A 16,874-nucleotide genomic window follows, 5' to 3' on the forward strand; every position below is an offset into this window, starting at 1 on the left:
GGGGCGATGCGTGGGCGATCAAGGGGCGGCGGCGCCAGCGGCGTGGCGGCACCCGTAGGGGCGGTCGCTCACGGCGATGTCGTCACTGCCGCATTGCCAGCGGCGCAAGCCCCCGCCTTTTCGATCCGCGCGCAATTCGGGCAGATAGACCAGGTGCTTGCCGGCCAGCGGCGAAGCGCCGTCGGCGTCGGCGGAACCGGCAATGGTGAAGCGCAGTACGCCATTCACCGGGTTCAACTCCAGATTGGAAAAGCCGCTGGAGGCCAGCGATTCGCGCGTCAAGCCCAGGTCCTGCAGGGTCGCGGCGAACTTGCCGGTGCCGCGGTAGTGGTTTTCCGCCAGCATCCGGACCGGCTGCGACACCAGGTCCAGGTGCCGCACGTCGGCCACCACGGGGTTGTCGGCATCGCGCGGACCCAGCGTCAGCGCCGCCAGCACGAAACCGGCCAGCACCAGCACCACCGCGCCCGCGGCGAACAGCAGGAACTTGCCCGCGCCGGTGATCGAGCGCGTCTGGCCCAGGGCCGCCTGGATCGCGCGCGGATCGGCGCGGCTGGAAACGACATAGGTGCCGGCGGCCCAGTTGTGCATGGCGCGGTTGCCGAACACGGCCTGCTGGATGTGGTGGAACACGCCGGGCAACGCCAGGTTCAGGGGGAATTTCATCAGATGCCGCCACAGGGACCGTAACAGGCCGGGACTTTGCCCGTCGCGCTTGACCACGCGCTGCTTGAACAACTGCTTGCCGGGCGAGCCGGCGCCCCAGGCGTCCATCAAGGCGGGCAGCAGCAGGCCCAGCAGGCCGGCCGCCAAGGTGAGCGCCTGGGGGCAAGGCTGGTCCAGCAATGCCTGGTAGCCGAGGGGCGTAGCCCAGGAGAAGGCGAACATGGCCGCGATCATGGCGGCCGCATCGACCCCGCTCGCCGCCAGCCGCGACCAGATGCCGGGGATCGCGGCCACGTTGGCGTGCGGCGCGCGCGGGGCCGCTGGCGCGGGCAAGGGCGCGTGGCAGCTGAAGCATTGGGTATGAGAGGCCGGATTCTGCCAATTGCACTGGGGGCACTGCATGATGCGCGTCTTATTCTGTGGTTGCCGTTCAAACGGAGGGCGTTCTGCGGCGCGCGGGCCGCCGCGCGATGGCCAGGCGCAGTGTATCGGACCCGTGACGGTCTTGCTGGGGAAAACCCCGATCCCTGCCGCGCCGCGCAACGCGGGACACTTGCCGCCATGAAGCGTCCGTTGCCCGCCCCGTCCCATTCGCGCGATATCGATCCGGTTTCCCTGCGCCTGTTCCTGGCGGCGCTTGAAGAAGGCAGCCTGGCGCGCGCCGCGGCGCGCGAGAACATCGTGCCCTCGGCGGTCAGCAAGCGCATGATCGAACTGGAGGAAATGCTTGGCGTGCCGCTGCTGGCGCGCGACGTCAAGGGCGTGCGGGCCACGTCGGCGGGCCAGGCGCTGGCTGATCACGCCCGGCGGGTGCTGCAGCAGATGGAACGCATGCGACGCGAGATGGCGGGTTTCGCCACCGGGGTGCGCGGTCGCATCCGGCTGGCCGTCAGCGTGGCGGCGCTGTCAGGCGACCTGCCGGCGCAGATCCAGTCGTTTCGCAGCGCCCATCCGCAGATCGAGATCGCGCTGGAGGAGAGCACCACGCAGCAGGTCTTCCAGGAAGTGTTGCAGGGCCGCGCCGATGTGGCCGTGGGCTCCGACTTCGGCCACGATGGCCTGCAGGTGTTTCCTTGCGGCTATTGCGAATTGGCGGCGGTGGTGCCGGGGCAGCACCTGCTGGCCGACAGCGAGATCCTGGACTATGCGCAGTTGCTGCCCTATGAGCAGATCGAGCTCAACCGCGACAACGGCATCAGCGCGGTGTTCGAGCAGGCGGCGCGCGAGGCCGGCGTGACGCGCCGCATCAGCGCTCGTGTCAGCTCGCACGAGACCATCTGCAATCTGGTGGCGCGCGGCATGGGCGTGGCGGTGGTGCCCATGTATCTGCAGCCGCGCCACGCCAGCCAGGATATCCGCTTCATCGCCCTGTCCGGGCCCTGGGCGGGCACGCCGTTGTGCATCGCGGTACGCGAACTGGACGCGCTGCCACCCGCCGCGCGCGTCCTGTTGGCGCACCTGGGCGCGGCGCCGTGGCCCTAGCCCCGCATTCCTAGGGCTAACCCGGACGTTCCGAAACGAGAATGCCCCGGTGCTGAAAGAGCGCTTTTCCCGCGACGCCGCGTCCGCGATGATGGCTGCGTGCCGCTCGGGCCACTGGCGCCCGGGCCTTCGATCCACGACGCAGGCCAGAGGAAAATGTCGATGACCGCAGCACCGGCTTCCCCCTTCATGAACCACGACGAATTGCCCTTGCGCGGCATCAAGGTGCTGGAGCTGTCCCATATGATCATGGGGCCGGCCGCCGGCCTGGCGCTGGCCGACCTGGGCGCCGAGGTGATCAAGCTGGAGCCGATCGACGGCGACCGCACGCGCCGCCTGAAGGGTTCGGGCAGCGGCTACTTTCCCGTCTTCAACCGCAACAAGCAGAGCCTGTCGATCGACCTGAAATCGGCCGAGGGACAGGCGCTGGCGCGGCAACTGGCGCTGCAGGCCGACATGGTGGTCGAGAATTTCCGCGACGGCGGCCTGGCGCAGTACGGGCTGGACTACGCCTCGTTGTCGGCCGAGAACCCGCGGCTGATCTACGTGTCGCTCAAGGGCTTCCTGTCGGGCCCCTACAAGCACCGCACCGCGCTGGATGAAGTGGTGCAGATGATGGGTGGACTGGCTTACATCAACGGCGGCGCCGATACGCCGCAGCGGGTGGCGGCGTCGGTCAATGACATCCTGGGCGGCACCTTCGGCGTGGTGGGCGCGCTGGCCGCGCTGCATGACCGCCACGTCACCGGGCGCGGCCGCCATGTGCGCTCGGGCCTGTTCGAGAACAACCTGCTGCTGGTGGCGCAGTTCATCGCGCAGTACCAATTGACCGGGGCCGCGCCCAAACCCTTCGGCGCCGAGCGCAAGCCGCCCTGGGGCGTGTACGACGTGTTCGAGACCGCCGACGGACGGGTGTTCGTGGCGGTGGTGGGCGATGCCCAGTGGCGCAATTTCGCGCAGAGATTCCTGCCGCCCGAATGGGCCGCCGATCCGCGCCTGGCCACCGCCGTGGACCGCGAGGCGGCGCGTTCCTGGCTGGTGCCGGGCGTGGGCGCGATCCTCAAGACCTGGAAGACCGACGAATTGTGCGCGGCGCTGGAGGCCGCCAACCTGTCGTACGGGCCGATCCGCCAGCCGCACGACCTGCTGCACGACGAGCACCTGAACGCCGGCGGCGCGCTGCTGGCCACCGCGCTGCCAGATGGCGGCGCGATCGCGGCGGCGGCGTTGCCGATCGAGTTCGATGGCCTGAAGGCCGGCAAGCGCTTCGATCCGCCGGCCCAGGGCCGCGATACCGAAGCCATCCTGCGGGGGCTGGGGCTGGATGCCGAGCGCATCAAGGCCTTGCGCGCCGCGGGCGTGGTGCATTGCGAGGAAAAAGCATGAGCCGGCCGTAGAGCCGGTCCCCGTCGAGGCGGCGCCAGACCGCCAAGACATTCACCAAAGAGGAGACTTTCCGATGATCCGCAGACTCTTGGCGGTGGCCGCGATGGCCGTCGCCTGCGCGGCGCACGCGCAGGACTATCCCAGCAAGCCCATCCGCATCATCATCCCGTCCACGCCGGGCGGCGGCACCGACTACATCGGGCGCCTGATGGGCAACAAGCTGCATGAACTGAATGGCTGGTCCGTGGTGCCCGAGAACAAGCCGGGCGCCGGCACGGCGCTGGGACTGGCCGAGGCCGCGCGCGCGCCGGCGCAGGGCTATGACCTGGTGATCGGGCAGTCCGACAACGTCACGTTGATTCCGCTGTTGATGAAGGTGGCTTACGATCCGGTCAAGGATCTGGTGCCGGTGGCGCTGGTGGCCACCACGCCGATGGTGCTGCTGGTGTCCGACAGCTCGCCGTACAAGACCCTGCCGGAAGTGATCGAGGCCGCGCGCAAGGCGCCCAACACGCTGTCGTACGGCACCTCGGGCACCGGCGGCGGCGTGCACATCGCCATGGAAATGCTGCAGCACGAGGCCGGCTTCAAGATGCAGCACGTGCCGTACAAGGGCTCGGCGCCGGCGCTGGCCGACCTGATGGGCGGGCACCTGCAGTTCGCCGGCTCGTCGATCTCGTCGGCGGCCTCGTTGATCAAGGCGGGCAAGGTGCGCGCGCTGGCGGTGACGTCGCCCAAGCGCAATCCCGCGCTGCCCGACGTGCCGACCGTGGCCGAGCTCGGCTACAAGGATTTCAGCGTGGTGACCTACTACGGCGTGCTGGCGCCGGCCAAGACGCCGGCCGCCGTGGTGGCGCGCCTGAATGCCGATTTCAACAAGCTGCTGGCGCGCCCGGATGTGCGCGATGCGCTCGCTGCGCAGGGGCTGGAGGCCGACCCGGTGTCGTCGGAGCAGTTCGCCGCGCTGATCCGCTCGGACATCGGCAAGGCGCGCCAGACCATCGCCACCGCGGGCATCGTGGTGCAGCAATAGCGGCCGGCGCATTCGACCAGGAAGACGACATGGACCAGGCAGTGAGATTGTGCGAAGTCGGCCCGCGTGACGGCCTGCAGATGGCGCGTGGCATGATGGCCGCCGCCGACAAGCTGCGCTGGATACGGCAGCTGGCGGCGGCGGGGCTGCGCGAGATCGAGGTGGGCAGCTTCGTGTCGCCCCGGCTGGTGCCGCAGATGGCCGACACGGCGCAGGTGCTGCCCGAGGCATTGGGCATCGACGGCCTGACCGTGTGTGCGCTGGCCTGCAACCTGAAGGGCGCCATCGCGGCGTATGAGGCGGGCGCGCACGTGGTCGCGATTCCCGTTTCGGTCAGCGACACGCATAGCCACGCCAACGTCGGCAAGGGCACGGACGCGCAGGTCGAGACCGTGGCCGCCATCGCCAACTGGCTGCGGGCGCAGGCGCGGCCGGTGCGGCTGGATGTGGCGGTGGCCACGGCCTTCGGCTGCTCGATGGAAGGGGCGGTGCCGGTGCGCCGCGTGGCCCAGGTGGCCGCGGCGGTGGTGCGCGCCGGTGCCGACGAGATCGCGCTGGCCGATACTGTCGGCTACGCCCATCCGGCAGCCGTGCGCGAGGCTGTGCGCGCCGTCCAGGATGCCATCGGCGCGCGGCTGGTGAAGCTGCACCTGCACGACACCATGGGGCTGGGGCTGGCCAACGCGCTGGCCGGCCTGGACGAAGGCATCCGCGCCTTCGACGCCTGCCTCGGCGGACTGGGCGGTTGCCCGTTCGCGCCGGGGGCGTCGGGCAACATCGTCACCGAAGACCTGGTGTTCATGCTGGAAAGCATGGGCTACCGCACCGGCGTGGACCTGCCGCGGTTGCTGGCCGCGCGCGCCCTGCTGGCGGCGTCGCTGCCGCAGGAGACCCTGCGCAGCGGCGTGGCCGCGGCCGGCATTCCCAAGACCTACGTCGCTCCCCTGGCCGCCTGAGGCGAGGCTGGCGCGGGCCGGCCTGGACCGCGTCGGCAGTATCATGTGCCGTCCCCGTTCTGGCGGCCGGCCGCCGCGCGCCCATGGCTCTCGCTTCCACTCCGCTTCTCGACCACCTGCTTGCCGACGGCGTCATCCGCCCGGATCATCACGAGGCCGCGCGCCGGCGGCTGGGCGACGCTACCGTGGAACCCTGGACCACGCTGGGCGAGGCGCTGTTCTGGCTGGTGGATGAGGGCATCGTGTCCGACGCGGAGCTCGGGGCCATCGGCGAACTGTCGCTGACCGAGGGCGCCTTTGCCGGCAATGCCACGCGCCGCCAGGCGCTGGCCGAGATGGATGCGCTGATGCAGCGCAAACTCGAGGAATACGAACGGCAGATCCGGCAGGTCGCGCTCAAGAGCGCCTTTCCCGGCCCGCGCTGGGCCTGGCTGGGTGGCGGCGTGATCGCCGTGGCCGTGGCGGGCTGGTATCTGTTCACGCCGGCCACGCCGCCGCAATGCGATGACGCCGGCGTGCAGAAAACGCTGCGCGCCAGCCTGTTCACCACGCGCATCCAACAGATGTCCCGCAATCCGCTGGCCGGGGGCGCGGCACCCGCCGATCTGTACCTGGCGACGTTTTCGGATGTGAAGGAAGTCGGCTACATCAAGCCGGAGCGGTCGCGCGGCTGCATTGCCACGCTCAAGGCCGGCGAGGCCGGCTCCGTCCTGGCCTATACCATCGGTCCGAACGACAAGGGCGAGATGATGATCGCCGGCGCGGATCCGCGCGTGGTGCGGGCCCGTTACGGCCAGCTCGATGCCGATGGCAAGCCGCGCGCCGTCGGCCAGCCGGCGGGCGCGGCGCGACTGGCCGCCGCCTTCGAGCAGGGCGCGGCGGTTTTCGACGAGCTGACCCGGGGCGCGGCGCGCAAGGCCGCGTACGACCGGCAGCGCGAGCGCATGGGCCTGCCGCCGGAAACCGATACGTGCACCGTGCGCAATGTGCAGCCGCTGGGCGACTGCAAGGACCTTGGCGGCGGCCGGTGGTCGTGCCGCCTGCAGGCCGAGTATCGCGATCGGCTGATGTCGGCCATCGGCCGCGCCGACTGGAAGGTATTCGAAGGTGATTTCGAGTTCTTGCAGGAGGGCGACGCTTGGCGCGTTGGCGAACCTTTCACGCGCCAATACATGGATGCGGTCGTGCGCGGCCGGGTGGCGGAGATGAAGGGCGACGAGGCGGCGCAGCGGCTGGAGCAGATCCAGCGATAGTAGTCATATATCGGGCTTTCGTGGATTCGACAGGCCGCATATATGGCTTTGACAACCCGGGCAATTCAATCCAAGTTTCTTGACGTATCGAATGACTCACATTGCTATAAGTGAATTGCAAATGTATCCATAAGAGTTATGATGTTTTTATTTGTCACTAAACTATCACGCAATAGGAGTGGGCATGAGTGTTACGATTCGTCAGATTCACATTGAAAATTTCCGCTCTATTCAACGGTTAACTATACCGACAGACAGATTGTCAATATTCGTTGGAAAAAATGACAGCGGAAAATCCAATATTCTTCGGGCGCTCAATCTTTTTTTCAATGGAATAACTAATCCCGGAAGGCAGTTCAACTTCGATGAGGATTACAATTTATTCGTCCCCGAACGTGCGAAAACGGCAAAAGAAGTAGTTGTTCGCGTAGATCTTGGGATACCCTCCTCTTATCATGAAACGAATGGAGAGCTAATTACCTGGGAAAAGCGATGGCGTGCTGGAGGTCTTCATTCCGAGACGTATTGGGGAAATCGGATTTCCTTTAATCGCCGTCGGCGTGAAGTTAGAACCGCTCTTGATATACCTGAACGTTCGAATGCTCGCGCTTTGCTGCGACAAATTGAATTTGAGTATGTTCCCGCAATCAAAGATGCTCGATATTTTGATGATTTGCGAGGACGTATTTACAGCACGATAGCTGAGGTGGCAACTCGCACATTTCGCACGTCTAGCACAGCTTTTGAGGAGTCGATTGGCGAACATCTTAGAGATCTGACGGAGGGCATTGGGAGTTCGCTTGGCTTTGAGACGCGCTTAGCACTTCCGCGAGACTTAAGTCACATTTTCCAGCGGCTGGATTTTTTAAGTGGAACAAAAAATATCTCGCTTGAAAGCCGTGGCGATGGAATTAAGACTCGGCACATTCCCCTTATCTTGAAGTTCATGGCGGACAAGAAGCGATCGCTTCAAGGGAGGGGGGGGCGGCTCCTTATAGCTTCATCTGGGCGTATGAGGAACCGGAAAATAATCTTGAGTTCGCGAGCGCAGTTGAGCTAGGAGTTGAGCTTTCCAAGTTTTCCCAGGATCGGGTTGCGCAGATTCTTCTGACGACTCATTCACCCGTGTTTTACGATCTTAGTGAGAGTAGTGGTACTGCGGTGGTATGTGCTCATGTTTATCGTGATACTGATGAACGGGGCACTGAATTCAGTCCGTCGGGATGTGAAGTAGACGAAAAAATGGGGACCATGGCTTTACTTGCTCCTCGTGTGAAACAGCTCGTTCAGGATGTACGTGAACAAGTGCAGGCAAGACATGAGGCTGAGCTACTTGCTAAACAGCAACGGCCAAAAATTTTTGTCGAGGGGGAAAGCGATCGAATCGTGCTCCAGCGTTGTGCAAGCGTATTTCATCCTCAGAGGGCTGCGAGAGTCGATTTCGAGACAAAAAGAGATGGTGCCGGCCATAGCTATGTCATCGATATGTTAAACGCTTGGCGATGTCAGCATAAACATAACCCAAATGGTCCTCGAGCAGTGGGTATTCTTGATGGGGACGCCGGTGCGGCGAAGCGCGAATGGAATGAGATCGACGGAAATACAAATTCGGCTAAAGCTTTTTGCTATCCTAAGCCGGCGCATGCTGTTGCTGCTTTACAAGCGCACTTCCGGCTGGCTGTCACTCTGGAGGTTTTGTACCCTATTGAAATATGGAATTGGGCAGAGAGGCTGCAAATGCTGGAAGATCGATCTCGCGCGGACACATATCCTCCTGATATGGTGGAGCAGATACTGAAAGGAGAACTCGAGAACTTCGTTATAGATGAGGCGTATCGACCCTATGTCACTCGCCAGTTTTCTACGGGGACAAAAATCACTTGCGCCCAGCATGTCGCGCGCATGTCGGACGCGCACCTTCGTGCACATTTTGATCGCCTGGGAGCGCTCATTGGTGATGCATTGGACTACCTTTTGCCGGCTGAAGCGTGAATCTACCTAGTCCTAGCATTGAGTGAAAAGGGCGCGCTCATTGATTATGTCAATCGAGCGCAGTTCTCAGTATGCAGCCTAGGGAAACATCTGCCGGTTATTCTAACCTCGCGGCGAACTCATAGTCGCTATCGCCGGATATGCGTCGAGCGACATCGCCTAGCTGCTCTCCGATTCAATTACGCGCTGTTGTTCGGATATAGGAATTTAGAAGATTCACTCATTCCACGGGATTGGCCAGTCGCCTCTAACTTTTTAAAGTCCAGAAGAGCTGGCCGAACGTGAGCGCGTGGTGGTACTTGTCGTGCATCGGAGGGCGCAGCTTTCCGATGCTGGCGAGCGCGTTGATGTGCGCGGGGGGAAAGGGCGCGCGTTCGGGGTGGGGCGTTGTAGCCATGAGTAAGCCGCCGGGCTTGGGCACGGCGTGGCCTTACTCCAGGATGCGTTCGCAACCGACCTGTTCGTTTAGGCCGCTGGCTATCACCACGTCGAAATAGCCTAGCTCGTAGAGCGCCGCTCTCTCGGTGGCGCGGCCGGGCACGCGGTAGCGGGCCTGTTCCGGATCCATGTCGAGAGAATGGAACTCCGGCTTCCGCAGCTGCGGATAGTGCCAAGTGTATTCGCCCATGCCCAGGAGCAGGCAGCGCCCCGGTCCTTGCGGGGCCGTCCGCCTGGCGGTTGAGATAGTCGAAGATCTGCTGTTCCAAGACTGCCCGGTTCGGTGCCCGCAGCGGAAACTGCCGCCGCAGTGCGCGGCCAAGGCGTGCGACGTTGGTGTACCAAACGGGATGGGCGCAGTGGGCGGTCTTCTGGCGGAAGCGGTGAGATTCGAACTCACGAACGGTTGCCCGTTGCCGGTTTTCAAGACCGGTGCAATCGACCACTCTGCCACGCTTCCTGGTCCCGCACTGTACTGCGGAGACGGCAATCCGGCCGCCAGGCAAACACTCTACCCGACGACAACGCGACTTGCCGTAAAGGGCGCAATAATAATCCATTTGCTGCGAAGGAGGCACGCGATGCACTGTGTAGAAATCTCCCGCCCGGGCGGCCCCGAGGTCCTGGTTCTCGCCGAACGTCCCACGCCCGAGGCCGGCCAGGGCGAAGTGCTGATCAAGGTCAGCGCCGCGGGCGTCAACCGTCCCGACGTGTTCCAGCGCAAGGGCAACTACGCGCCGCCGCCCGGGGCGTCCGACCTGCCGGGCCTGGAGGTGGCGGGTGAAATCGTCGGCGGCGACCTGGCCGGCAGCGGCTTCGCGCTGGGCGACAAGGTGTGCGCGCTGGTCGCGGGCGGCGGCTACGCCGAATACTGCGTCGCGCCCGCGGCCCAGTGCCTGCCGATTCCCAAGGGCCTGTCCGATATTGAAGCCGCCGGCCTGCCGGAAACCTACTTTACGGTCTGGAGCAACGTGTTCGATCGCGGCAGCCTGGCCGACGGCGAGATCCTGCTGGTGCACGGCGGCGCCAGCGGCATTGGCACCACGGCCATCCAGCTGGCCCGCGCCATGGGGAACACGGTCTACGCCACGGTCGGCAGCGATGAACGCGCCCGCGCGGTGGAAGCCCTGGGCGCCGCGCGCGGCATCAATTACAAGACGCAGGACTTCGTCAAGGAAGTGAAGGATGCCACCGGCGGGCGCGGCGTCGACGTCATCCTGGACATGGTGGCCGGCGACTACATCGCCCGCGACATGCAATGCCTGGCCGACGATGGCCGCATCGTCATCATCGCCCAGTTGGGCGGGGCCCAGGCCGCCGTGGATACCAGCCAGGTCATGCGCCGCCGCCTGACCATCACCGGTTCGACCCTGCGGCCGCGCCCGGTGGCGTTCAAGGGCGCCATTGCCCAGGCGCTGCGCGAGCGCGCCTGGCCGCTGCTGGAGCAGGGCGCGATCAAGCCGATCGTCCACGCCACCTTCCCCTTGGCCCAGGCTGCCCAAGCCCATGCCATGATGGAAAGCGGCGAGAACATCGGCAAAATCATCCTGACGATGTAAGAAACGCGCGGTGTTCGGCGCGCGGCCGCGCAACAGGATACAATCACGGGTTTCGCCTGGAATTATTTCCAGGCCAGCCCGTGGGCGGGTGCTTTTCCCCCGGGTTCACCCACTCTGACATTTGCGCCATGACTTCAGTCGAACACCGCGCCCGCCTCGTGCTGGGCAACTGGAAGATGCACGGCAACCTGGCCGAGAATGCCGCGTTGCTGACCGAACTGCGCGCCGCGGATGCCGCCAGCCATTGCGAGATCGGTGTCTGCGTTCCTTTTCCGTATCTGGCCCAGGCCGCCTCGGCCCTGACCGGCAGCGCCGTGTCGTGGGGCGCGCAGGACGTCAGCGCCCACGACAAGGGCGCCTATACGGGCGAAGTCGCGGGCGCCATGCTCAAGGAATTCGGCTGCCGCTATGCGCTGGCTGGCCATTCCGAGCGCCGCGTGCTGCACGGTGAAACCGACCAGATGGTCGCCGACAAGGCCCGCGCGGCCCTGGCCGCCGGCCTGACGCCGGTGGTCTGCGTGGGCGAGTCCCTGGCCGACCGCGAAGCCGGCGACACGCTGGCCGTGATCGAGCGCCAGCTCAAGCCGGTGCTGGCGCTGGGCGCCGAGGCCGTGTCGCGCATGGTGCTGGCCTACGAACCCGTCTGGGCCATTGGCACCGGCCGTACCGCCAGCCCCGAGCAGGCGCAGGAAGTCCATGGCGCCATCCGCGCCGCCCTGGCCGCGCTGGGCGCGGCCCAGGTACAGGTTTTGTACGGCGGCAGCGTCAAGGCTGCCAATGCCGCCAGTTTGTTCGCCATGCCTGATATCGACGGCGCCCTGGTCGGCGGCGCCTCGCTCGTGGCCGAAGAATTTTTGCGAATCGCCGCCATCTAAGTTTCCGTTCCGGAGTCTGTAATGCCCTTGATGCTCAAACTTCTGCTGGCCGTCCAAGTAATTTCGGCGCTGGCTATCATCGTGCTGGTCCTGCTGCAGCAGGGCAAAGGCGCCGACATGGGGTCCGCCTTCGGCAGCGGCTCGGCGGGCAGCCTGTTCGGCGCCACCGGCGCGGCCAATTTCCTGTCGCGCGCCACCAAGTGGGCGGCGGTGGTCTTCTTCGCGTCCACGGCCGGCCTGGCTTATGTCAGCCACAAGGGGTCGAGCGCCACGGCCGTCGATTCGGGCGTGATGCAGAACTTCCCGGCCGACCGCTCCGTGCCGCAAGTGCCGGGCGCTGCGCCCGCGCCGCAAGGCGGCGGTGCGTCGTCGGTTCCGGGCGCTTCGTCCGTGCCGGGCGCCGCCTCGTCGGTCCCGGGCGCCGCCTCGGTTCCCGCCCCGGCGGCCGCGCCCAAGCCGGATGCGTCGGTGCCGTCGGCCCCGGCCGCCGCGCCTGCCGCGGGCGACAAGCCGGCCGAAACCCCGGCCAAGTAAGGGCCCGTATCAGCATGAAAAAAGCCGGCGTCAGCCGGCTTTTTTTTCGTACAAACCGCGCGGCAATCTCATCGCCGCGCCTGGCGCGCTCAGGCGCCCGGCAACATGTGGCGCGCGGATACGGCGAGGATGCGCTGGGCGGATTCGCGCCACTGGCGTGCTTCGCGGTAGGCTCGCAGGGACACGACGGCATCATAGCGGCGTGCGCTGCGCGGGCCGGCGAGCAGCGTGGGGCGGCGGGTCAGGATCGGGGATATCAAGCGTTGCATGGTGGAGCCCTTCCGTGGGCCTCTGGGGCCCTGTTTGTTGTGTATGGCTGGCATCGTAAGCCGGCCCGGCATGCGCGCCAACGACTTCCCGTGCATATGGATATCCGGGGGCAATCGCCGGGGCGGCATGGCGTTGCCAGTATCGCCGGCCGAGATGACAGTGTGATGCCAGCGACAGATTTACGCCTATCGGTAATTACGTGATAGAATGTTCGACTTTCCAGGAAAGCACGCCTTTTCTGGTCAAAGCCGCCGACGTGGTGAAATTGGTAGACACGCTATCTTGAGGGGGTAGTGGCGAAAGCTGTGCGAGTTCGAGTCTCGCCGTCGGCACCAGGAATTCCTTGTAAAACGCCCGCTGGAACGCAAGTTCCAGCGGGCGTTTTGCTTGGCCAGCGCACTGCGGCGAAGCCTGTGCCAGCTGGCGCCCCTCTGGGCTCGCCAGCCCGGTGCGCCGCCTCGATAGCCATGCCATCCTGATGCCGCCAATGGTATTCAGCTTTTGTTCATAAACCTTTCATTTTGCTGTTATTGCTGCGTCATGTTCGGGAACGATGATGCCGCCAGGCTGGCTCGCGGGTGTGCCAGTCGAGAACACCGACAATGACAGGAAAAACTGATGAGCTCTTCGGATCAGGACGACATCGCGTCCAACCCTTCCCAGGCCGTGCATTTCAATGAAGTGGTGCGCCGCGCGGTGTCGCGCCGGGGCTTTCTCAAGGCGGGCCTGGGCGCTGGCGCCGTCGGCTTCATGGGCGCGGGCCTGACCGCCTGTGGCGGCGATGATGATGGTGATGGCGATTCGTCCGGCGCCACGCCCGGCGGGGAAAATCCGTCCAAGCCGGTCGCACTGAATTTCAAGGCGGTGCCGATCAGCACGGCCGATACCGTGGTGGTGCCCGAGGGCTACCAGTTCGCGGTGATCAACCGTTGGGGCGATCCGCTGTTCGCTGGTGCGCCGGCCTTCAAGGCCGATGCCAGCAATGGCGGCGACGATCAGGCGCGCCAGCTCGGCTACAACCACGACGGCATGCATTTCTTTCCGATCGATGGCACCGACAGCGCCAACGGCAGCAGCGTGGAAGGCCTGATGGTCACCAACCACGAATACACCACGCCGGAGTACTTCTATCCCGTTGGCGTGCAGCCCGGCAATGCACAGTGGAATCTGGACTGGGTGCGCAAGTCACAACATGCGCACGGCGTGTCGGTGCGCCATCTGCGCCTGAGCAATGGCCAGTGGGAGCCGGTGCTGGATTCGCCTTTCAACCGCAGCGTCAATGCCACCGTCGCCATGCAACTGGTGGGGCCGGCCGCGGGCAATCGCCTGGTCCGCACCAACGCCGATCCGTCGGGCACGCGCTGCTTCGGCACGTTTGGCAATTGCGGCAACGGCTACACGCTGTGGAATACCTACCTGACGTGCGAAGAGAATTTCACCGACTACTTCGGCGTCGGCACGGCCGACCCGACCACCGTGAACTACCCGGATGCCGAGTACCAGGCGCACATGGAGCGCTACAAGGGCGCGGGCAAGACCTCCAGCGGTTCGTACCGTTGGGACCATTACGACGACCGCTTCAACTGGGCGCTGGAACCCAATGAATACAACCGTTGCGGCTGGGTGGTGGAAATCGATCCGTTCGATCCCAACTCCACGCCCAAGAAGCTGACCGCGTTGGGCCGATTCAAGCATGAGAACGCCGCCCTGACCCTGGCCGACGACAAGCGCGTGGTGGTCTACATGGGCGACGACCAGGTCAGCGAGTACATCTACAAGTTCGTCTCCGACGGCAAGTATGATCCAGCCCGCCCGGCGCTGAACCGCCTGTTGCTGGACAAGGGCACGCTGTATGTTGCGCGTTTCCTGGACGGCGCCGCGCAGGGCGACGCCATGGGCGTGGGCGAGTGGATTCCACTCAAGCTCGACACCCCGGCGCAGGCAGGCGGCACGCTGGGCGCGCTGTTCAACCAGGACATGGGCGAGCTGCTGGTCAAGACCCGTCAGGCCGCCGACGCCGTGGGCGCCACGCCAATGGACCGGCCCGAGTGGATCACCACCCATCCGACCACCCGCGAAGCATATGTCACGCTGACCAACAATAGCGCGCGCGGCGGCGGCGGCACCCGCTACCCGGGCGGTCCCCAGCATCCGGGCGCCGACGACGCCAATCCGCGTACCGCCAACCAGTACGGCCAGATCGTGCGCTGGCGCGAGCAGAACGGCGACCCGGCGTCGCTCACCTTTGAATGGGATATTTTCGTGCTGGCGGGCAACCCGACGCTGTACCCGCGCACCGATCTGCGCAGCGGCTCGGCCAACATCACCGCGGACAACACCTTCAACAGCCCGGATGGCCTGGCCTTCGACAAGCGCGGCCTGCTGTGGATCGAGACGGACGGCAATTACTCCAATACCGGCGCCTACGCCGGCCAGGGTAATAACCAGATGCTGGTCGCCAATCCGGCCACCAAGGAAATCCGCCGCTTCATGACCGGTCCGATCGGTTGCGAAGTGACCGGGCTGACCTGGACGCCCGACCAGAAGTATCTGTTCATCAACATCCAGCACCCGGGCGAAGGCCCGAGCGTGACGGATGCGCAGAACAACCCGCTGATGGCGTCCAAGTGGCCCGACGACGCCACTGCCAGCCGGCCGCGTCCGGCCACCGTGGTGATCTGGAAGCAGGACGGCAGCGCCGTCGGTACCTGACGGCACTGCGCAAGAGGGCGGCGGACCGCGCGCCCGCCGCCCTCAATGCAGGTGGTGGCCGAACAACATGGCCGCCACCACGAAGGCCGCCGCGCCGATGCCCGCCAGCCAGTAGGCGCGCCGGGCCGCCGCGGCCTCGTTGCGGCCAAAAGCCACCAGCAGCGCGATGAGCGACCAGATGCCGGTGAAGGCGAGCAGGGTAAGCGTGTAGACGAAGCCCGACAGGTCATAGCCACCGCCGCCAATGGACGGATATTCCGGGCTACGCGGCCAGAGCAGTGCCACATGCGACAGGGTGACCAGCGCGAATACGGACAGCCAGATCAGGAAGCGGCGGTCTTTCAGCATGGCAGGCTCCGAGTGAGGGAAGTCGTAGTCTGACACCATTTTCATCCACCCACGTACCTGCCCACACTCCGGAATATTCCGCTTTCCCGCAGCGCCCTGTCCGTCATCGCCGCCGTGCGCAGCGCAGCGTCGCACACGCGTCGGCCGGCGCCGCCGGTCGCAGGCGGTCGAGCCAAGCCAGGCGGTCGCGGCCTCAGGGGCAGGCCGCCGGCGCGACAGCGGGCCTCACATGGCGGCCGCCGGCTCGGCCTGGTAGGCGCGGTGCAGCAGCGCGATGAAGTCATGCGACAGGGGGAGCACCGCGTCTCCCATCCGGCTGACGGCAATGCCCGGGGTCCACGAGTTCATAACCGCCGCGCCCTGTTGCCGGGCCATGTCGGCCGGCGTCATGGCGCGGATGCGCTGCGGCACGCCCAGTCGCGTCAATTGGCGTTGCACGATGCCCTGGGTGGTGCCGGCCAGCATGTCGGCCTCGGGCCACGTCACGGCATCGCCGTCCCAGAACGCCAGGTTCCAGATCGACGCTTCGCTCAGGCGCCCCTGGCGGTCAGTGAAGGCGACATCATCGTAGCCCTGCGCGGCCGCTTGCCGCAGGTAATAGGTCTTGGCGGTCTCACCGACGTGCTTGATGGCGGGCACCACGCGCTCGTGCGCGATGACGGCCAACGCCAAGGGGCCGGCGGGGCCGTCGGCGGGCGGGGCGGTGCGCACCAGTACCCGCGGCAGGATCTCGGGACCCGCCACGGTGAATTCGCCGGCCGGCGAGTACACCGTGGCCGTCAGGGACAGGTCGGCCGGGCCGGCCTGGATCGCCTGGCGCAGGTAGGCGCGCAGCGTGTCGTCCGGCAGGGCCACGCCGTACAGCGCCAGCGATGCGTCGCGCAGGCGCCGCAGGTGCAGGTCCAGGCCACGCACCTGGCGGTCGCGCACCTGCATCGCGGTGAAATGGGCGTAGCCGGCGAACGCCAGTGGCGCCAGGTCGGTGGCGCTGGCCGCGTGGCCGTCCAGTTGGACTACGAAGGAAGCCGTGTCTGCCGGCATGGAATGCTCCGGAAAGGTCGTCGTGGCGGGCCGCGACGAGCCGGGTGAGGGGAATGGACCGCCGCGGAGGCGGCTGGCTTGTGGCGTTCACTATCCGGGATCGCGCGGCCTTCGGGAAACGAATGTTTCTTGCGCGATCTTCAAGCGCGGCTTGAAGATCGCCGCTGTCCAAGGCGGTGCCAAGGTGGGCGCCAATCGCCGCACGCGGCTGGGTGTCCGAGGGCATTTGCTCCAAAACTGGAACAGTTTGTTCCGCGAAAAATCGCCCTTTTTGGCCGCCCGGCGGTGGTCGCCCGCGATGCCGGCCAGTAGAATTTGCTCACTCTTTA

17 protein-coding genes and 2 tRNA genes are annotated in these 16,874 nt (G+C 65.6%); 13 read left to right on the plus strand and 6 right to left on the minus strand.

Annotation, left to right across the window (positions count from 1 at the left end):
- Positions 1-18: 18 nt before the first annotated feature.
- On the minus strand, positions 19-888 hold the full coding sequence (locus HV701_RS01395; RefSeq protein ID WP_254595085.1) for an RDD family protein: 870 nt from the start codon (positions 886-888) through the stop codon (positions 19-21).
- Here HV701_RS01395 and HV701_RS01400 point away from each other — a divergent pair.
- The 8 genes from HV701_RS01400 to HV701_RS01435 all read left to right on the plus strand — a co-directional run bounded on the left by HV701_RS01400 (position 887) and on the right by HV701_RS01435 (position 8,768).
- Positions 887-1,030, plus strand: coding sequence for a hypothetical protein (locus HV701_RS01400; RefSeq protein WP_175131104.1), 144 nt, complete (start codon positions 887-889; stop codon positions 1,028-1,030). The genes HV701_RS01395 and HV701_RS01400 overlap by 2 nt on opposite strands.
- Before the next feature lie 197 nt (positions 1,031-1,227).
- Positions 1,228-2,148 (plus strand): LysR family transcriptional regulator, encoded by a 921-nt coding sequence (locus HV701_RS01405; RefSeq protein WP_175131351.1) that lies wholly within the window; start codon positions 1,228-1,230, stop codon positions 2,146-2,148.
- A gap of 162 nt (positions 2,149-2,310) precedes the next feature.
- Complete coding sequence (locus HV701_RS01410; protein WP_175131352.1) at positions 2,311-3,534, plus strand: CaiB/BaiF CoA transferase family protein; 1,224 nt, start codon at positions 2,311-2,313, stop codon at positions 3,532-3,534.
- A gap of 73 nt (positions 3,535-3,607) precedes the next feature.
- Complete coding sequence (locus tag HV701_RS01415; protein WP_175131353.1) at positions 3,608-4,567, plus strand: Bug family tripartite tricarboxylate transporter substrate binding protein; 960 nt, start codon at positions 3,608-3,610, stop codon at positions 4,565-4,567.
- Positions 4,568-4,596: 29 nt separating this feature from the next.
- Entirely contained in the window at positions 4,597-5,523 is a 927-nt protein-coding gene (locus HV701_RS01420) for a hydroxymethylglutaryl-CoA lyase (protein ID WP_175131354.1), read from the plus strand.
- 83 nt (positions 5,524-5,606) lie between these two features.
- Positions 5,607-6,776, plus strand: coding sequence for a hypothetical protein (locus HV701_RS01425; RefSeq protein WP_254595086.1), 1,170 nt, complete (start codon positions 5,607-5,609; stop codon positions 6,774-6,776).
- Between the two features lie 184 nt (positions 6,777-6,960).
- Positions 6,961-7,836 (plus strand): AAA family ATPase, encoded by an 876-nt coding sequence (locus HV701_RS01430; protein ID WP_175131355.1) that lies wholly within the window; start codon positions 6,961-6,963, stop codon positions 7,834-7,836.
- Positions 7,837-7,901: 65 nt separating this feature from the next.
- Positions 7,902-8,768 (plus strand): hypothetical protein, encoded by an 867-nt coding sequence (locus tag HV701_RS01435; protein WP_175131356.1) that lies wholly within the window; start codon positions 7,902-7,904, stop codon positions 8,766-8,768.
- Positions 8,769-9,198: 430 nt separating this feature from the next.
- Here the strand turns inward: HV701_RS01435 and HV701_RS01440 are convergent, their stop codons facing one another.
- Positions 9,199-9,396, minus strand: a complete 198-nt coding sequence (locus HV701_RS01440) for a hypothetical protein (protein ID WP_175131357.1) — start codon at positions 9,394-9,396, stop codon at positions 9,199-9,201.
- 182 nt (positions 9,397-9,578) lie between these two features.
- Positions 9,579-9,666, minus strand: a tRNA-Ser gene (locus tag HV701_RS01445).
- Between the two features lie 121 nt (positions 9,667-9,787).
- Here HV701_RS01445 and HV701_RS01450 point away from each other — a divergent pair.
- The 3 genes from HV701_RS01450 to secG all read left to right on the plus strand — a co-directional run bounded on the left by HV701_RS01450 (position 9,788) and on the right by secG (position 12,174).
- A complete protein-coding gene (locus HV701_RS01450) occupies positions 9,788-10,765 on the plus strand; it encodes an NAD(P)H-quinone oxidoreductase (protein WP_175131358.1) in 978 nt (325 codons plus the stop codon).
- Between the two features lie 128 nt (positions 10,766-10,893).
- The gene (gene tpiA, locus HV701_RS01455; RefSeq protein WP_175131359.1) at positions 10,894-11,640 is read left to right on the plus strand and encodes a triose-phosphate isomerase; all 747 of its coding nucleotides are present in this window, start codon (positions 10,894-10,896) and stop codon (positions 11,638-11,640) included.
- Between the two features lie 21 nt (positions 11,641-11,661).
- Positions 11,662-12,174 carry a preprotein translocase subunit SecG gene (gene secG, locus HV701_RS01460; RefSeq protein ID WP_175131360.1) on the plus strand — a complete coding sequence of 171 codons (513 nt, stop codon included), beginning with the start codon at positions 11,662-11,664 and terminating at the stop codon, positions 12,172-12,174.
- 89 nt (positions 12,175-12,263) lie between these two features.
- On the opposite strand, the gene HV701_RS01465 is transcribed toward secG, so the two are convergent.
- The gene (locus HV701_RS01465; RefSeq protein WP_175131361.1) at positions 12,264-12,443 is read right to left on the minus strand and encodes a hypothetical protein; all 180 of its coding nucleotides are present in this window, start codon (positions 12,441-12,443) and stop codon (positions 12,264-12,266) included.
- A 251-nt stretch (positions 12,444-12,694) separates the two neighbouring features.
- On the opposite strand from HV701_RS01465, the gene HV701_RS01470 reads away from it, so the two are divergent.
- Positions 12,695-12,779, plus strand: a tRNA-Leu gene (locus HV701_RS01470).
- A gap of 283 nt (positions 12,780-13,062) precedes the next feature.
- The gene (locus tag HV701_RS01475) at positions 13,063-15,156 is read left to right on the plus strand and encodes a PhoX family protein (RefSeq protein WP_175131362.1); all 2,094 of its coding nucleotides are present in this window, start codon (positions 13,063-13,065) and stop codon (positions 15,154-15,156) included.
- Between the two features lie 42 nt (positions 15,157-15,198).
- Here the strand turns inward: HV701_RS01475 and HV701_RS01480 are convergent, their stop codons facing one another.
- On the minus strand, positions 15,199-15,504 hold the full coding sequence (locus HV701_RS01480; RefSeq protein ID WP_175131363.1) for a hypothetical protein: 306 nt from the start codon (positions 15,502-15,504) through the stop codon (positions 15,199-15,201).
- Positions 15,505-15,729: 225 nt separating this feature from the next.
- Positions 15,730-16,545 (minus strand): aminotransferase class IV family protein, encoded by an 816-nt coding sequence (locus tag HV701_RS01485; protein ID WP_175131364.1) that lies wholly within the window; start codon positions 16,543-16,545, stop codon positions 15,730-15,732.
- Positions 16,546-16,874 lie beyond the last annotated feature (329 nt).

The sequence above is a fragment of the Achromobacter pulmonis genome (assembly GCF_902859765.1).
GTDB lineage: Bacteria > Pseudomonadota > Gammaproteobacteria > Burkholderiales > Burkholderiaceae_B > Achromobacter > Achromobacter pulmonis.